Here is a 16,627-nt window from a genome sequence, read left to right on the forward strand (position 1 = left end):
AGAGCAAACTGCCAGTAAAGGTCATCAATACAATACTTATTCCCCAGCCAATGACTTTGACCGAAAAATAAAATTGTCCCCCAAACTTGAAAACCTGTTTGTTGTTTTCATCTTTCTTAAGATGAATCACCCATCGACTGTTCACTTTAGCTCTCCTCAAAGTACCTTAAGGAAAAGTAGTACGCAGACGAGCACCTGTCAAAAAATTACTTCTATGTATGTTTAGTATTAATTACCAAACTGAATTTTCGGCCTTGATAAAATTAGGAGCAGCCCAACTGAGCCCCGATTCAGGATCGTATATGTCCATGTTTATTAACTCCCAAAACTGTTCTTTAAAACGATGCGGTGCAACTGTTTGAATCACTTTTGCCGATTGCAAGCTGTAAAAACCATTTTGTGGGATCTGGACAATATAGGGCTGTAGCTTTCTTAAAACGCGGCTTACGTCATCCGTTGATTCAAGTTGTTTTAAAAACTCTCTCGCTTCCTCGTTATATGGGATAAAGACTGGACACATAATGCTGTCAATCATTCTGAAATCACTAGCAATTTTCTGAAATGGGAAATCCAATCTCACTGCGCCATTTTTACAGACACTCAATATTTTTGCCTTATCGAGTTCTTCCCCTTTGCGCCAATAAACATTGGAGAAATAATCTTTGATAGCCATTTGGTCTAATAAGTTGTCATGACCTTTTCTCAGTACCGCTCGCATATCCGCAGAGAGCCCTTTCAATTCGGGTGGAATAGGCCAGTCGGGAGATCTGAAAATCCAAACATGGCTATCCGCTTTTAGCCATAACCGTTCACGATTACAGCGGCCTGCCGCTTGTGCAATAGAGTCTAAGCCAGCTTCAGCTCGCATCACACACGGGAAACTGACATCTACCCCAGCTTCTATGAGCGACGTCGAGATTACACGACATGGCTGAGGTTTTTTGGGGTTTAAACGCTTACGAATCTCATCCAAAGTTGCCGTTCGGTGTGCTGCACACATCAAGGTTGTTAAATGAAAAACCCCTTCTGTTTGCTGTGCTTTGAGTGCTAGGAAAAGTGACTGAGCATGACGGCGATTATTTACAATGGTAAGAGTCTGTTTGTTAGCTTGAATACGAGAGACTAGCTCATCATCACTTAATTCTCCCAAATGAGAGACATTCACCAAACTTAGTTCGTCAAAAAGTCTGGTTGGATCAGGGGCAATTTCGCGGACACCTTTAAATCCGTGAGTAAAATCAGGCTCACATAGTGCCGGTTGAGTCGCGGTGCACAGTACAACAGAGCAGCCGTAGTTGCGCGCCAACTCATCAATTGCGGCCATTACTGGGCGGAGAAATTTAAGCGGGAGAGTTTGTGCTTCGTCCAGAATAATCACACTGCCCGAGATGTTATGTAGTTTGCGGCAACGGGAGGGACGGTCAGCAAACAAGGACTCAAAAAACTGTACTGCCGTAGTCACAATCACTGGCATATCCCAGTTTTCCATTGCCAGTTTTAGTTTATCGCGAGTTTCCTCAACTCCTTCTACCTCCTTTATTTTACTATCGTCAAAATTACTGTGGTGTTCTAAAACGGCTGACTCGCCTAAATCACCAAATGCTTCACGAAACACTTTGGCATTCTGCTCAATAATACTGGTAAACGGGATGACATAAATAACTCTGCGCATGTTATGTGCTAGAGCGTGATCTAATGCAAAGGCCATTGAACTAAAGGTTTTTCCACCCCCCGTCGGCACAGTTAAAGTGAATAACCCTGAAGTAAGTTTCGCTTTGATACGAGCAGTATCAAGAATCTTTTTGCGAAGTTGATTAACGGTTTGGGTTTGGTCAGTACTTTTGATCTTGTCAGCTAAAGCTTGATCAAACTGTATTTTTAACTCTGCTAATTGAGGATAATCTCCACGCAATAAGGGCTTACCTTCAAGGTGTTTATAGAATTTATCAGTATCAATGAAATCAGAATCAACTAAACACGAAAATATCATTCGAATTAAAAATGCAAATTGGAAACCTTGCAGATCCGCATTAGGATTTGGTGATATTTCAGGAATAAGGGACTCGATAGGTGGCAAGACAAGTTCAGACTGCCAAGCTTCACCATCCAGCGCAGGTATATCTTTGCCAAATTGCAGGTTTAACCGGTCTTTAAGAGCACGACGTCCTGCTCCCTCACCAGAGCCATTGGCTAATCCTGTATGATGCCCTGCAATAGCATATGCGATCAGATTACCGTAGGGAGAAGGCAAAAGTTCCGCGGCAATTTTAGCGCCAGCCGTAGCATGATCTACTTTGTTTGTAACACCTTCTAGTCTCGCCTGAAACTCTGGACTATATTTACCCAAATCATGCAAAAGACCTGCAAGATACGATAATTTAGCGGCCTTGAAATATTTGGAATTCAGCTCTGCTCCAGAAGCAACTCGACATAGATGGTCTCTCAATGGCTGCCAGTCAGACTTATCCTCGTTATTCCCTGAATGTCCGAAATACTTACTCATTGAAAATACCCTTTGCGGATGTTGTTACCTTCATCATTATTAGGGTTGTAACCCTTTTGTTCTGTGATAATCAGTCGCGTGTACTCTTGAAACTCAGTGCTGTATTTACCAAAATCATGCAGCAAACCAATTAACCGGCCTTGTTCAGCAAAGCCAATCTTTGTGGCCAATTTGGCTGTTAGTGCACTTACCCCAAGTAAATGCTCCAAAACGCTTTGATGATTACCGAGTTGAATATCTGGGTGAGCGATATATTTGTTCCATTTTGACCAGTCTGAACTATCCACAACCCTTCCTTAGTTACATTTATTCATCAATTGTTATTACATTTTGAACATATCGACTTAATTGTGTCGTTACAAGTGAATTCTGTGGGTAAAAAAAGATCGCTCGGTAAACCAGCTCTTACATGGGGGTGTATCGCTCGGTAAACCAGCTGCAATATTAAAAGGTGATTGTTATGCTTTACAAAAAAGTACAAGTGTTCTATTTTAATAAAAGTACAAGTGTTCTTTTTTAGAGGTCAGGATGAAATTCAGCTACTTTAACGACAAAGACGGGTCGCTTATTACCAAGATAAGCCGGGGTGTCACAGGGCTTATGTGCACGCTTGCGCCACCTATTACTTCGAGGTTAGGTCAGGTACTACTGATGAGCCCGCATGGTAAGCGTCAATATCAGTTTAAAAATAAAAAACCCAATGGTGAGCTCAATATTCTGACCTCGCTTGGTCGCGTTCATGTAAATGTGTTTGGCCTTGGCCCGAAGACCGTTGTATTAAGTCATGGTTGGGCCGATAACAGCAGTTGCTTTGATACCTTGATCCCAGAACTCGTTGCAGCGGGATTTTGCGTTGTGGCAATTGATCATGTTGGTCATGGGCAATCTCATGGTAAGCGAGCACATTTGCTGGCTTTTGTTGAAGCGCTGGATACTTTGATTGAGAAGCTAGAAGCAGATCGCCATGATATCGTGGCTTTGGTGGGGCATTCTATGGGCGCTGTGGCGCTGATGAACTTACCGGATTATCGGCTAGAAAATCGCGTGGTTATTAATGTTGCAACTCCCGTGCAGTTTTTTGAGCTGATGTTTGAGCGCGTTGCGCGAGCGGGCATTTCTGAAAAAATGCTGCACCAAGTGTTAGGCGCTATCACCACAAGGTATGGCACGCATTGGCATTTGATCCGAGATAAATTCCACGACGGTGTACTTAAGTTTAAGCCGACATTTATTCACGATACCGAGGACCGATTTGCGCCATTTGAACACGTAGAGTCGCTTATCGCAGCCGCTCCTGAACGTTTAATCCAAACCTCAGGCCTTGGACATCGCCGCATTTTAGGCGATACTGGCGTTATTCAACATATTACTCAAAGAATAACTGCATAAGTGATGAATAAAGGCGAGAGAACGAGACAAACCATTTTAGAGCAAGGTATGCGCTTTAGTAGCCAATATGGCTTGATAGAAGTCACTATTGGTTCTATGGCCAAGCTTTGTGGCTTGTCTCGCAGCGGGCTTATCTCGCATTTTGACAGTAAAGAAGATATGCAGTTGGCGATCCTCGATTACTGTGAAGATCAATTTATGTTGCATGTCGTAGAACCTGCACGGCACCAAGATCCCCTTGTACAACTCAAAATGCTCTTTTCTATATGGGCAAACTGGACTCGCGAATTATTTAATGAGCCACATTCAACTTGCCCGTTTATCAAAGCATTGGTTGAATTTAATTGCTATACAGACAGCCCCATTCATACCAAGGTTACCGAGCAACATAATCGACTATTTAGCTATATCAAGCATAAAATCGGGCAAGGGATAGAAAGCGGTATTTTTCATCCTGAGCTTGATGCTCAGTGCGCGGCGTACGAGCTATACAACTTGTATCTAGGCCATGCGATAGCGAAAAATACGGTACTAACAGAACATGCCAGCGAGTTGTTTAAACGCAATATTGAGCACTTACTTGAAAGTTATCAAGCTGATCCAAAAACACGGAGCGTATCTGCATGATTGAAATAATCTCTACCCCAACCTGCGATATTGTTGAGCAGCTTACTGAGCTATACATCGCGACCTTTTCAGCGCCGCCACGCAATGAAGAAATAGACCAAGCAGCCATTCGCTTGCTTATGGAAAAGGAGATCGAAGAAGGCGAAGTGCGTGTTATTTTTGATGACTCAACAAAGCATCTTATAGGTAGTTTGTCGCTAGTGCCAATCGCCCATTTTAAAGATAAGGCGCGCTTTGATCTTACGTCAGGCCTGTACATTTCGAACTTTATGGTTGATGCGAATATTCGCGGCAAAGGAGTTGGCAAGCAATTACTACAAGACACCTTAGCCTCTACTCGCCAACCTATCCATACTCGTTGTCGAGTAGATGCCTTAGCAGTGAATCATTTATTTCAGCGCCATGGCTTTAAATTGATTGCTAATTACACAACAATCATGAATAACTCGGTTGCGGCGCGTAATATCTACACCTATCAAGCTGAATAATCTGCGGATAATCCTTGGATTATCATTGTTGATTAATACATTCACTCTTATACTTTGCCAAAGAGTCGTCGTGTAGAGTAATGAGATGCTAAGGTTTTTTTCGATTGAACACGGTGTAATTTCCGAAATGGAACCAAGCACCGACACCCCGATTGAAATAGCAATCAAAAACGCCCATTGGATAGATACTATTAATCCCACTGAGGAAGAGCGAGTTGCCCTAGCAAACACGCTAAATATTACCCTTCCTGGTGCGGATGACGTAGAGGAAATTGAAGCCTCTTCGCGCTGTTTTATCGACAGCGAAGGTCTGCATGTACACGCTTTGTTTATGTCTCCCAATGACGGGCGTTTTAATACGGTGACCGTGGCCTGCTTATTACAAAAAAACTGCTTATTAACCATTCGTGATGACGAACTTGCGGATTTTAGGTTGCTGCGACTGCGTGCGCGTAAAGGGCAAGTGGCGTGCGATAACCCAAAACAGCTGTTAGTGACTTTGTTCGACCAAAAAGTCGAAAACCATGCGGATATGCTTGAGGATATGCACCACCAGCTTGAAAAGCTCAGTGCCTATGTACTCGAGGAAGAAGACTCAGATCTAGAAGAAGCCGTTAGTCGTATTTCAAGGCTAGAAGATGCCAACGGTAAAGTGCGCTTATGTTTGATGGATACGCAGCGCAATATCTCGTTTTTAATGCGTCATGTGGGGGTGCAATCTGAAGAGCGAGAAACGCTACGTGAAGTCACACGAGATATCGAAACGCTAATGTCGCACTGCGCCTTTCTCTTCGATAAGGTGAATTTTTTGATGGATTCTACGCAGGGCTTTATCAATATCGAACAAAACCAAATTATTAAAACCTTTTCCATTGCCTCTGTCGTATTTTTGCCGCCCACTGTGGTTGCCAGTGTGTATGGGATGAATTTTAATAATATGCCAGAGCTAAACTGGGCATGGGGCTATCCTTTTGCCATTGCTATTATGCTGCTCTCTGGTTTTGCGCCTTATTTATTCTTTAAACACAAAGGTTGGCTGTGATCTTTGGTTAATCTAGAGGTGTAGCTTCATTTCCAGCAGGCAAGGTGTAAATCCCGCTTTTTCATACGCGCGAATTGCTGCGGCGTTACTACTGTATACATCAAGGTAAAAGTCGTTGACGTTTTGGGTTTTACACCAAGCGATTAAGTGCTCCATGATCTCTTGATTTAAACCTTTACCACGATGCTCTGGTGTTACATACATAAAACCAAGATAACCGTGCTGCGTGTGCTGTAACTGCTGTTTAGACGCCCTTATCTGCACATATCCTGTTGCGACTATTTGCTGTGACATTTCACCAATAACCACTAACGTATTCGAACAAGTGAGTAATTTCTCAAGATCATAGTATTTGGCGTCTTGCGATTTGATTGCTGCGTTATACGGACGCTCCGCTTCAACCACTTGCTGTTCTAAGTCTAGAAGTGTGGTTAAGTCGTTGATGGTGGCTGGTCTAATTCTCATATTTTTTCCTTAAAAAAAGCCACCTTAGCTTAACTAAGGTGGCAAAGCCACTATCTACAGTGTTAAAAATTGTCAGGGACTACATGAGTAGGCTCATTCCTTATCCAAACCTCAGGTTAAGTATTAATGGTCGTGAGGCTCCTCTGCTGCAATACCAAGCCATACTAGTTTTTCAGGTACATAATCTAGCTCAAATGTGTCTATCAGTTTGGCTTCTTCTAAATCAAACTTTTTAATTTGTTTTGCAATTGGGTCGCTCACATATACTGCTTGCTCTGAATGAGAAAATGTAATTTGGAAGCCATGACCTTCTGGCATCGTAGTTAAATCAGCATCACTTACTTGTACTTCACCTGCGGCTTCAAAATGGTGCTCGCCATCATGATCATGACCGGCAAAAATGCTGAGTTTACCTGAGGTATCCATCACCACAACATGCTCACCTGCAAAGCTAAATCCAAAACTAGCAATGCGATAGTTATCACTTACTTGCCATTCAAGCTTCTCGATATGGCCATGCTCTGGGTCAACCATCAGCACATCATTACCTGCTGATGCGATAAATTGCTCTGCATCATGGTGGCCTTTAAGGGTGCCAATTCGCTGCCCGTCAGCAAAGTAATCTGGGTTAGCTAGTTTTACTGCACTAAAGCTTTCACCTTGCTGAGTGATAAGCGCAACACCGTCACCGCAACCAAATGCCACAGCTTCTTCATTTTGCGCGCTGCCGTGAAGTGCTGGACAGCTTACGTTAAATACCTGCTCTTGATGAAAATGGTCACCATGCGCATGATACAAACCAATTTGCGAGGGTAGAGAAGTTTCAGTTTGAGGGTCTCTGATCGTGCTAATTAGAAATTCACCTCGAGCTTGCGCCGCACCGTGCATGTAAGTGTCGTAATGTAATGCAGCAACTTCGCTTTGCTCGCCGCTAATATGCGCTTCAGTGAACATTGCAGCACTGGCATTCTGTTGGCTGTCTTTGTCGCCATCAGAGAATACAGCAATACCCGACTCGCCCACTGTAACGTGTGTTGGCTTCACTGATTCTAAATGGAACGAAGCAAGTGCAGGCGCTTCTTCATGAGTATGGTGATGATCGCCATGCTCCTCTTCATATAAACCGCCATCAATAAATTCTACTAAACCTTGGTCACGTTGCACCAAGACAGCAAAGCGGTGATTTTCAGAGCTATATACATATTTTGGATAGTGGGTAACGCCAATCGAGTCGATAAGTGATTTATCCGCCGTTGAGTACACATTCACAACGTTACTTTCAGCGCTAGTAACTAACAGACGACCATTTGCGTCTGCGATCGTATCTCCATGATCGTGATCATCATGACCATCGTCATCGTTGCCATTATCTTGGGCTGGCGGGTCTACTTTTACGATTGTGTGTTCAGTACCACCACATGCAGAAAGAAGAATTGCAGAAATGGCAACTGCCAAAAGTTTACCTTTTAATACCATGAGAGAGATCCTATTTTTATTTATGTTATACCATAACTTTAAATATGTTATCTTATAACAAAACCAAAAACAACACCTCGACTAATCACCTATTGACTATTTTACACACAAACCCAATAGTGAAGTATGAAATCCAATTGGCATTACCAGACAAAAGACACTCTCAAGATAACAAATGCCTTGATGTAACACCCAGACTATTTAAAAAGGACTACTTAATGGACTATTTGGTTGCTATCACTTTATTTGCTATTGCGTCTTCCGTAACGCCAGGGCCAAACAATATTATGGTAATGACGTCTGGTGTTAATTTTGGCTTAAAGAGGAGCATTCCGCTATTAAGCGGTATTTGTGTGGGCTTTTCGATTATGCTTTTGCTGGTCGGCTTAGGTTTTGCGAAGCTTTTTGAGCTATTTCCTAGTTTGCACTTTATTTTAAAGTGCATTGGCGTCATTTATCTTCTATATCTTGCTTACCTTGTCGCGATGTCTTCACCCACAACTGATGCAGACTCAAGCCCTCAACCTTTTTCGTTTTTAAAAGGCGCACTATTTCAGTGGGTAAACGCAAAAGCATGGATTGTAGCAATAGGTGCTATTTCAACTTATACCTCCACTGGCGCAGATTTTATGAGTCAAAACTTGATGATCACCATTGTCTTTCTGCTGGTGTCATTTCCTTGTGTTGGGATCTGGTTGGTGTTTGGTTCATCGCTGAAACATGTATTAAAAAATGAGCAAAGTCGTAGATGGTTTAATTTTGTGATGGCTGCATTACTGGTGCTTTCAGTAATGCCAATTGTGCTGGAGATCTTTGCAGGATAATCCCCTGCAAAGATTACCGTGTTATTGTTACTTGTTGTCCGCTTTTTACCGACGGGCAATCACCCACACTGCATGCACAATTCCTGGTATATAACCCAACAATGTAAGCAAAATATTTAACCAAAAAGCCCCGCCAAGACCGACTTGTAAGAATACACCAAGTGGTGGAAGCAGAATTGCAATGATGATCCTCAATAAATCCATTGTTCTCTCCTAAAAGTTATAGACGCTTTCATTCTGCATGGGTTATGCCAATTCAAAGGAATGCCTTTTGCATTAACCCAATAACAGTATAGGAGATAAAAAATGCCAGATTGGATTAATCTTGATTTAGCACTCATTTGGTATCACTTTTACCAAATTATTTTTGCGTTTTTACTTACATTACCTTTGGCTATTAATAGAGAAAGTAGTTCCGATAGCGCGGGGCTTAGAACATTCCCATTAGTCGCTATTTCCTGTTGTGCTTTTATTTTAACAAGTTTGGACGTCTTTGAATCACATGAAGCGCAAGCAAGAGTAATGTACGGTGTCATTACTGGAATTGGCTTTATTGGTGGTGGCTCTATTGTGAAAAATGATAATTCCACACATGGCACAGCAACCGCTGCAGGTATTTGGTTAACCGGGGCAATAGGGATCTCAAGCGCATATCAACGATATGAAATCGCAATTGTATTAAGCGCGGTCGGGTTTTTGGTGTTTCGCTTACTTGAGCCTTATAAAAAGCCTTCGAGTTCTCAATAGACTTACGTTGAACCTTTCGTTCTTTTGTTTGAGACTTGGCGCTTGAGCTCTAACTTTTCACCAAAGAAGTACTCGTAAACTAAAATAGCGACAAAATAAAAAAACCCAAAAACGCTGATATCAATAAGCAATTTACCGAAGTCAAAGGGATCTTCGAATAAAAAATATTCGAAATCAGTAAGATAAAAAACTAATTTAGTCAAAAAAAGTGCGGGTAAAAGTGAAATAACAAATTTCAAATTAATGTCCTTTTAATTTGCCTGAGGTACTATCCGAAGTGCAGTTTACCTGCTTTCTTCCTTGATTGCACGCAATATACATTTTATTTCGATAGTTTACAAAGAGTTACTATCTTATTAGCTGAGCACTAAGCTCAGCTAATAACGAAACATCAAAACTTGATAATAGTTGAAACCGCTTCCTCGTTTGCCGTTTCAATAGACATTTTCAGTTCACGATTTTGCCAATCTATATCTATCAAGCCGTAGTTACTTCCCGATTTATTAATCAAATGGCGGTTAGATGTTGTTAACTTTGCGATGTCTTTGCTTATTGCACCAACTCGTCCGGTTGGAATACTGGCACCTGCTGGCGCACAGTTGCCCCACTCACCTTCGATGCCTTTTTGGTTATCATCCACTTGGGTATAACACCAAGGCTTATCGTTGTCTCGCGTGATACACCCTTGGTAGGTTACACCTGCATATTTGAACGGTAACTGACATGCTTTGGCAAAATTGCCATCCCCTTTGTCATCTGCGTAAATCGGTAACCTTAATGGGTTTTCGATATGATAAGGCCAGTTTTGACCAAACCCTGATGCCGTCACTTCGTAGACGTTAACTGCTTGACCATATGTGCTGCTTGCGGGAATAGTCTTTTGCAAAAGCTCTCCCCAATGTTGATCGCCAGACAAAAACACAACGGCCTTAGTCTTACCTTCGTTCACTGATTTCTGTACTAACCTAAGCAAACGCTCTCTTTGCGCTGGCATTTCAGCCCAAGACTCATAACTAGTACCAGACATATTTGTTTCTTCTAATGACGCGATGGCAGCATTAAATGTTTTGCCGTCTCCATAAGCACAGTAGTTAGTTTTACTTCTGCCTTGATGCAGCGGAGGCAGTACTTGAATACCGCTTGCAATCAGCTTGATTTCTGATGGTTTTTGTAACTCTTGCTCAAGCCATTGCCACTGCGCCTCTCCCAATATGGTGCTACTTTCACCTTCACACGCACCGTAACTTGAAAAGGTTGGAGAGCGGAAGTAACGGGCATCCAATGTGATCACATGTGTGGTTTCGCCCGAGCCACCCAGCATTTTGGCTTCGTAAATACCAGCTTGACCATTTACTCTTGGATCAGCCTTATCGACATCAAAGTGACGCAAGTATTCTTTCTGTGCGTTTACTCTCTGTGGATAATGTTTGCCTTCATTGTTCCAACCAAAATCGTGGTCATCCCAAGTCGCCATCACTGGGATCTTAGCCTCTAAAAACTTGCGATATTCACTATTGTTCTTTTTATCATCGTACTTCTGGCGCATCACTGCCATATCGGTGGTATCTGCGTAGATATTGTCCCCTAACCAAAGAAATAGGTCCGGTTGTTGACCAATTAGTTTAGCGAGCGCTTCGGGCATATCTCCTTTGGTTTTGAAACATGAGCCAAGTGCAACTCTATCTAATCGCTTACTTTGTAGGGGTTGAGTGTGAGCTAAAAGCGCTGGCGGCGCTTCTGGTTGGCACTCTTCCCAGCCACCTTCTTCAACATAGCACCAAGGTGCGGTGTGATTTCGGGTTGTACAGCCATAAAATTTTTCACCCTGATACTCCGATGGCGTTTTACACGCTTTTCCGGTTACTGTTTTGAATTCTGGGATGGTTTCTGTTCTAACATGACCCCATGTTGCGCCTTCAATGCTTTGTTTTAAATAGCACCACTGCGAACCTGAATTATTTTTATCCGTCGTCCCTTGATACTGTGCGGCTAGATAGTTAAAAGTGGATTTACAAGACTCGTAGTGAACTTCAGGTTCGGCATTGGCGACGCTGCTCATGAGCATCAACACGGCTGGCGTGAGAGTATAAGTTTTCATCGTTTCCTCGGTATTTGAATGTTGGCATCCTTGCTAGTTTTCCTTGCGGGAACGGAGTCTAATTCGGCAATGTTAAATTTTAGTTTAATATTTATTTCAAGTTCACATTTACTTCCGCATTCATGAAATAATACGAAAGTGGCTCAATTAATGAGCCATAACTAGGCCTTATGGCAAGTGGTTAATAAGCCAATCAATAAATACTTGGATCCGAGCTCTTTTTGGTGAATAGGGATCGAATAACACATAGCGTTGCCATACCACAGGGTGAGGGATATCAAAAAGCTGCACAATAAGTCCAGCTTGTTGAAAGTCTAAAAATAGCTCTTTGGAGACGATTGCAACACCTTGGCCTTTAAGCGCCGCACTCAATGCCATGTCATTAGAAGAGACTCGAGTGTGTGGACCTTTGGCACAAATACTTAAACCGCATATCCCTTGAGACTCAAACCACTGCTCCCAGCTTACTTTATCATCGTCGTGGTGAATAAGGTTGCATCTTGCTAAATCACTCGGAGACTTAATTTGCAGCGCTTCTTTGTAGCTTGGTGAACAAACAGGATAGTTGCTATCTTCCCCCAGATATAGCTGCTCAAGTCCGGCGGGACACGCTAATTCTTTCTGAGTAGAAAACCGGATCGCGATATCAATGTGATTTAAACGAATATCTTCAAAGCGATTAGAGCCAAGCACACGAATTTGGATGTCGTCATGAGACTCGTAAAACGAAGATAAGTTAGGCATTAGCCATAAAGAGCAAAAAGACTGGGTTGACGTTATGGTCAAGCTACCAGCCAATTCTTGCGTTTGAATTTGATTTAATCCCCCAATAATGCGCTTAAACGCACTTTGAGTAGACATTAACAACACTTCGCCGGCTTCAGTTAAGTGCATATTTCGGCCCTTTCTTACAAAAAGCTTAACTGCAAGTGCATTTTCCAGTTGCCGCATTTGTTGACTTACTGCCGCTTGCGTAATGTTCAATTCGAGCGCAGCTTGAGTGTAACTTTGGAGCCGAGCTGCACTCTCAAAACAGCGTAGTGCACTTAAGTGCCTTAATCTCTTATCCATAAGTTCAACTTATATTAATTGTAATTAACTATCGTTGGTATCCTGCCATATTTTGACCCAAGATACAGTCATAAATTACTTAACCTGAACTCAGGTTACTCACTACGACGACAGGAGCAACAATGAATTATTGCAAACCAAAGCCAAAGTCACGGTTATTACACTGGTTAAATATAATCGGAGCCTATCTGAAGTTAGAACACACAGTGAAACATAAGTAGTTTCAATATGTGGGAACATAATTAAGTCCGGTGGAGCCTGTTACAATTTTTGTTACACAAAAAGTCGACTAACCCACCGCTACAATTCGTTGATATTAATTAATATTTTAAATATTGAATGGATAGTAAACCTTTATCCACACTCTTTTTGCAACAAGTTTTGTTAAAGTAAATGGAACATCGCGCTCATTATGTGTTGTTCACACCTAGTGACAACATACAGCACATTGATTACAACAATAACAAATATGGATAAAGGATTTTTATGCTATCTAAATCTCTGATATGCAGTGCTATTTTACTAGCTACTAGCGCTTCTGTTGATGCCCAATCTAATGCTGAACTTCATCGTCTAGCCACCGTAGCTAAACCGATAGAACAAGCAGTCACATTTAACTTAGATCCATCTAAGGAGCGTTTTTCAGGACACACGACTATAAAACTTGAGGTGCTCAAAGCCACCCAATTTATTGAGCTCAACGGATTAGACTATGCAATCAACACTGCTGAGTTAGTCGGAAAAGCGTCGTGTGAGCTCAGAGATAAAATGCTCGAAACCGGTAAAGTGAGACTAAGTTGCGAAAAAACACTGCAACCGGGTCGCTACACGCTTACTATTGACTATACCGCCCCTTACAATCGCAATAGCGTCGGTCTCTATAAAACCATAGACAATGGCGTGCCTTACTTATTTACTCAGTTTCAGATGAGTGATGCAAGAAGAGCAATACCAACGTTTGATGAACCTGAGTATAAAATTCCATTTCAACTCACTATTACCGCCCCTGACGATCAAAAAGTATTCGCCAACACGCCTGTTTTAGAGACCAAAAAGTCAAATGGCATGACCACCCACTACTTCGACAAGACGCCGCCCCTTCCTTCTTATTTAGTTGCCTTATCCGTTGGCCCATTCGAAGTACTTGATGTTAAAGGGATGTCGGTTCCAGGGAACATTATTACCCCACAAAAGAAATCAAATCTTGCCGCTTATTCCATCGAAAACACGCCAAAGATACTCAAAGCACTTGAAGACTATTTTGACTTACCCTATGTCTATAAAAAACTAGACCAAGTCGCAGTCCCTGAATTTCCGTTCGGAGCAATGGAGAATGCAGGCCTTGTGACTTACCGAGAAGATATATTACTTATCGATCCAGCAACGTCGACAAGACAAGCGCAAACTTCGCATGTGAACGTTATTGCTCATGAGCTCGCACACCAATGGTATGGTAATCTAGTTACGATGAAATGGTGGAATGATCTGTGGTTAAACGAAGCATTTGCCACTTGGATGGCTGCAAAGATCACATTACAGTTGTTTCCTGAGCTAGAGACAAATTTATCCTTATCTCAACACAGTGCCATGCCCTATGATGCTCAAGCAACTACCTCACCGATCCGCAAACCGGTTATTACAGAGTCTGATGTAACAGACGGCTTGGGACTTGCGTACAGCAAAGGTAGCGCGGTACTTTACATGGTTGAGCAGTGGCTTGGGGAAGCCGTATTCAAGCAAGGCATGCGCAATTATATCCGTAAATTTGCTTATAAAAATGCAGAAGCCAAAGATCTTTGGAATGAGCTGGGTAAAGTGTCTAATAAAGATGTTGCGACAGTGCTAAACTCATTTGTATCACAAGCTTCATTTCCACTTTTGACGATTAAGTTAGATGGTCAGAATGCCACCTTATCCCAACAACGTTTTGTAATAAAAGGGCAAGAAGCGGCAGCACAAACTTGGCATATCCCCATAACATTGCGCTATGGTAAAGGTGACAAAACGGCCACTAAGACAATACTTCTAGACTCCAAGACACAACAGATTAAATTAGACTTTGAGCCTGAGTGGATCTTACCAAACGACAATGCGACAGGTTATTACCGCTGGGATCTTTCTGAGTCTCAACTCGCAAGCCTAATATCACATGCCCCAAACAAGCTAAACGAGCGGGAGAGATTAGACTTACTAAGCAATGTTGACGCGCTGATGGAGTCTGGAAAAATAAATGCCAATGCGTTGATGTTAACACTCAGTGAGTTTATTAACGACACTCATCCCAAAGTAGCAAAGGCCGCTCTTACTCAATTACTATCACAACATAAACAGTATGAAGACGATTCAAATAAGTTACTTTGGAAGAAACTTTATACCACGTATGTTGAGCCTACATTTTCTCGATATGGACTTAAGGCAAATGCAAATGAACCAGCTGCCACATCGGAAATACGTGCAGCATTGGTTAGAGCACTGGCTTTCGAGACCAAGCATCAAACCATTATTACGCATGCCAAAAAACAAGCGAGTTTATATTTAACGTCACCTGATAAAGTTGACCCCTACTTGGCGAGAAGTTTCCTGCAAATTGCCGCTTACTACGGTGATGCTGAGCTGTTGAAGTCGTACAAAAAGGTATTTGAAACTACTAATAACCCAACTCAGCGTACTAACCTATTGCTTGCCATGGGGTATTTTGGTCCTCAAGAATTGCAACAACAAGTACTAGATTATGCCCTAAGCGAGCATGTAACAGCCTCAGACTTTAATTACATATTAAGCGGGAATGGTAAAGGCGATGAGCGAAAAGCGCTTTATCAAAAGTGGTTTTATCAGCACTTTGAGCGCTTAAAGGAACGCTTCCCTCCTTTTGCCAAGTCACAGCTACCTTTTTACCTTTTTTCGTACTGTGACGCAGATGCGCTAAAACAGGCGCAGCAGTTTTTTGGACCAATGCAAAACGAGATAGAAGGCTTAAGTAAATCACTTAAACAACTGGAATTGGCAACAAATACCTGCATTATGCAAAAGCAAAGAGAGCTAGTATCAGTTAACCAGTTTTTGAATAACTTGTAAAAGACTCCAACCAGTTGTGGCGCTTTTGGCTTTTGCTGAGCGCCACTATTTTTAGGATAAATATGTTACGTTCATTTTTATTATTGCTATGTCTGCCATTCACCTTGGCCGCTGAATCCGTGATTGATCCCGCTCGTGATAGAGCAATTCCTGTAGAAATTCATCAACCATCCAATACCGATAACTGCTCAACTACAGCGCTTTGTCCCGTTGCTCTGCTAAGCGCCGGCTATGGTGTCTCACATACCGAATATCAATTCTTGGTCAAGACGCTAAACCAAGCAGGATATTTGGTTATTACTGTAGGCCATGAGCTTGCAACTGACCCTCCTCTTTCCGTCGAAGGGAACTTATACGAAACGCGCGCGGAAAACTGGCAGCGTGGCGCTGATACGCTAATGTTTATTCACGATTACTTTAAGCTGAAGTTCACCACCTTTGACTTTGAGCATATCCTCTTAATTGGCCATTCTAATGGCGGTGACATTTCAGCATGGTTAATCAATCACGGTGCTAAATTTGCAAACCAAATCATTACGCTAGACCATCGCAGAGTGCCATTACCGAGAAGCCTTGATGTAAAGGTATTGTCGATACGAGCAAGTGACTTTCCAGCAGACAAAGGAGTGTTGCCAAATATTGCTGAAAAGCAAAAATATCAGGATTGTGTTGTCACGATAGCGAATGCAAAACACAACGACATGACTGACGAAGGTCCGAGCTGGCTAACAGACAAAATAGCACAAATTTTGGCGGCTCATTTAGCTGGTAAACCTTGCCTAGAGAATGAGAAAGTAAAAGGCCAATAGTCGCAAAACGCAG

15 protein-coding genes are annotated in these 16,627 nt (G+C 42.2%); 8 read left to right on the forward strand and 7 right to left on the reverse strand.

Annotation, left to right across the window (positions count from 1 at the left end; translation table 11 throughout):
* Nucleotides 1-232: 232 nt before the first annotated feature.
* On the reverse strand, nt 233-2,503 hold the full coding sequence (gene cas3, locus MHN30_RS15495) for a CRISPR-associated helicase Cas3' (protein WP_239360255.1): 2,271 nt from the start codon (nt 2,501-2,503) through the stop codon (nt 233-235).
* A complete protein-coding gene (locus MHN30_RS15500; RefSeq protein WP_239360257.1) occupies nt 2,500-2,790 on the reverse strand; it encodes a CRISPR-associated endonuclease Cas3'' in 291 nt (96 codons plus the stop codon). The genes cas3 and MHN30_RS15500 overlap by 4 nt, the downstream gene beginning before the upstream one ends.
* 241 nt (nt 2,791-3,031) lie before the next feature.
* Between MHN30_RS15500 and MHN30_RS15505 the strand changes: the two genes are divergently transcribed.
* From MHN30_RS15505 to corA, 4 genes are all read left to right on the forward strand, one after another.
* Nucleotides 3,032-3,892, forward strand: coding sequence for an alpha/beta fold hydrolase (locus MHN30_RS15505; protein WP_239360259.1), 861 nt, complete (start codon nt 3,032-3,034; stop codon nt 3,890-3,892).
* 3 nt (nt 3,893-3,895) lie between these two features.
* Entirely contained in the window at nt 3,896-4,519 is a 624-nt protein-coding gene (locus MHN30_RS15510) for a TetR/AcrR family transcriptional regulator (RefSeq protein WP_045965554.1), read from the forward strand.
* Entirely contained in the window at nt 4,516-5,007 is a 492-nt protein-coding gene (locus tag MHN30_RS15515; protein ID WP_130165852.1) for a GNAT family N-acetyltransferase, read from the forward strand. Before MHN30_RS15510 ends, MHN30_RS15515 begins: the two co-directional genes overlap by 4 nt.
* Nucleotides 5,008-5,092: 85 nt before the next feature.
* The gene (corA, locus tag MHN30_RS15520; protein WP_045988330.1) at nt 5,093-6,049 is read left to right on the forward strand and encodes a magnesium/cobalt transporter CorA; all 957 of its coding nucleotides are present in this window, start codon (nt 5,093-5,095) and stop codon (nt 6,047-6,049) included.
* A 12-nt stretch (nt 6,050-6,061) separates the two neighbouring features.
* Here the strand turns inward: corA and MHN30_RS15525 are convergent, their stop codons facing one another.
* Together MHN30_RS15525 and MHN30_RS15530 are read right to left on the reverse strand one after the other, a co-directional pair.
* A complete protein-coding gene (locus MHN30_RS15525) occupies nt 6,062-6,514 on the reverse strand; it encodes a GNAT family N-acetyltransferase (protein WP_239360261.1) in 453 nt (150 codons plus the stop codon).
* Between the two features lie 123 nt (nt 6,515-6,637).
* A complete protein-coding gene (locus MHN30_RS15530; RefSeq protein WP_239360263.1) occupies nt 6,638-7,990 on the reverse strand; it encodes a hypothetical protein in 1,353 nt (450 codons plus the stop codon).
* A 218-nt stretch (nt 7,991-8,208) separates the two neighbouring features.
* Here MHN30_RS15530 and MHN30_RS15535 point away from each other — a divergent pair, with 218 nt between their 5' ends.
* On the forward strand, nt 8,209-8,814 hold the full coding sequence (locus MHN30_RS15535) for a LysE family translocator (protein WP_130165848.1): 606 nt from the start codon (nt 8,209-8,211) through the stop codon (nt 8,812-8,814).
* Between the two features lie 45 nt (nt 8,815-8,859).
* Here MHN30_RS15535 and MHN30_RS15540 read toward each other — a convergent pair whose 3' ends face one another.
* Nucleotides 8,860-9,018 carry a YqaE/Pmp3 family membrane protein gene (locus tag MHN30_RS15540; RefSeq protein WP_010369885.1) on the reverse strand — a complete coding sequence of 53 codons (159 nt, stop codon included), beginning with the start codon at nt 9,016-9,018 and terminating at the stop codon, nt 8,860-8,862.
* A gap of 102 nt (nt 9,019-9,120) precedes the next feature.
* Here MHN30_RS15540 and MHN30_RS15545 point away from each other — a divergent pair, with 102 nt between their 5' ends.
* Entirely contained in the window at nt 9,121-9,561 is a 441-nt protein-coding gene (locus MHN30_RS15545; protein ID WP_239360265.1) for an MgtC/SapB family protein, read from the forward strand.
* Nucleotides 9,562-9,952: 391 nt separating this feature from the next.
* Here MHN30_RS15545 and MHN30_RS15550 read toward each other — a convergent pair whose 3' ends face one another.
* Together MHN30_RS15550 and MHN30_RS15555 are read right to left on the reverse strand one after the other, a co-directional pair.
* Complete coding sequence (locus tag MHN30_RS15550; RefSeq protein ID WP_239360266.1) at nt 9,953-11,659, reverse strand: alkaline phosphatase D family protein; 1,707 nt, start codon at nt 11,657-11,659, stop codon at nt 9,953-9,955.
* 168 nt (nt 11,660-11,827) lie between these two features.
* On the reverse strand, nt 11,828-12,730 hold the full coding sequence (locus tag MHN30_RS15555; protein ID WP_239360267.1) for a LysR substrate-binding domain-containing protein: 903 nt from the start codon (nt 12,728-12,730) through the stop codon (nt 11,828-11,830).
* Nucleotides 12,731-13,216: 486 nt separating this feature from the next.
* On the opposite strand from MHN30_RS15555, the gene MHN30_RS15560 reads away from it, so the two are divergent.
* Nucleotides 13,217-15,805: a M1 family metallopeptidase gene (locus MHN30_RS15560; protein ID WP_239360268.1), complete on the forward strand. Its 2,589-nt coding sequence runs from the start codon at nt 13,217-13,219 to the stop codon at nt 15,803-15,805.
* A 62-nt stretch (nt 15,806-15,867) separates the two neighbouring features.
* A complete protein-coding gene (locus tag MHN30_RS15565) occupies nt 15,868-16,614 on the forward strand; it encodes an alpha/beta hydrolase (RefSeq protein ID WP_239360269.1) in 747 nt (248 codons plus the stop codon).
* Nucleotides 16,615-16,627 lie beyond the last annotated feature (13 nt).

The sequence above is a fragment of the Pseudoalteromonas sp. OF7H-1 genome, from assembly GCF_022347825.1.
In the GTDB taxonomy this organism is placed as follows: Bacteria; Pseudomonadota; Gammaproteobacteria; order Enterobacterales; family Alteromonadaceae; genus Pseudoalteromonas; species Pseudoalteromonas maricaloris.

What these genes read in the sequence shown, in the direction of transcription:
- MHN30_RS15525 (WP_239360261.1), bottom strand. Translation starts at nt 6,514, where the DNA reads ATGAGAATTAGACCAGCCACCATCAACGACTTAACCACACTTCTAGAC.
- cas3 (WP_239360255.1), bottom strand. Translation starts at nt 2,503, where the DNA reads ATGAGTAAGTATTTCGGACATTCAGGGAATAACGAGGATAAGTCTGAC.
- MHN30_RS15510 (WP_045965554.1), top strand. Translation starts at nt 3,896, where the DNA reads ATGAATAAAGGCGAGAGAACGAGACAAACCATTTTAGAGCAAGGTATG.
- MHN30_RS15515 (WP_130165852.1), top strand. Translation starts at nt 4,516, where the DNA reads ATGATTGAAATAATCTCTACCCCAACCTGCGATATTGTTGAGCAGCTT.
- MHN30_RS15505 (WP_239360259.1), top strand. Translation starts at nt 3,032, where the DNA reads ATGAAATTCAGCTACTTTAACGACAAAGACGGGTCGCTTATTACCAAG.
- MHN30_RS15530 (WP_239360263.1), bottom strand. Translation starts at nt 7,990, where the DNA reads ATGGTATTAAAAGGTAAACTTTTGGCAGTTGCCATTTCTGCAATTCTT.
- MHN30_RS15565 (WP_239360269.1), top strand. Translation starts at nt 15,868, where the DNA reads ATGTTACGTTCATTTTTATTATTGCTATGTCTGCCATTCACCTTGGCC.
- MHN30_RS15560 (WP_239360268.1), top strand. Translation starts at nt 13,217, where the DNA reads ATGCTATCTAAATCTCTGATATGCAGTGCTATTTTACTAGCTACTAGC.
- MHN30_RS15550 (WP_239360266.1), bottom strand. Translation starts at nt 11,659, where the DNA reads ATGAAAACTTATACTCTCACGCCAGCCGTGTTGATGCTCATGAGCAGC.
- MHN30_RS15540 (WP_010369885.1), bottom strand. Translation starts at nt 9,018, where the DNA reads ATGGATTTATTGAGGATCATCATTGCAATTCTGCTTCCACCACTTGGT.
- MHN30_RS15535 (WP_130165848.1), top strand. Translation starts at nt 8,209, where the DNA reads ATGGACTATTTGGTTGCTATCACTTTATTTGCTATTGCGTCTTCCGTA.
- MHN30_RS15555 (WP_239360267.1), bottom strand. Translation starts at nt 12,730, where the DNA reads ATGGATAAGAGATTAAGGCACTTAAGTGCACTACGCTGTTTTGAGAGT.
- corA (WP_045988330.1), top strand. Translation starts at nt 5,093, where the DNA reads ATGCTAAGGTTTTTTTCGATTGAACACGGTGTAATTTCCGAAATGGAA.
- MHN30_RS15545 (WP_239360265.1), top strand. Translation starts at nt 9,121, where the DNA reads ATGCCAGATTGGATTAATCTTGATTTAGCACTCATTTGGTATCACTTT.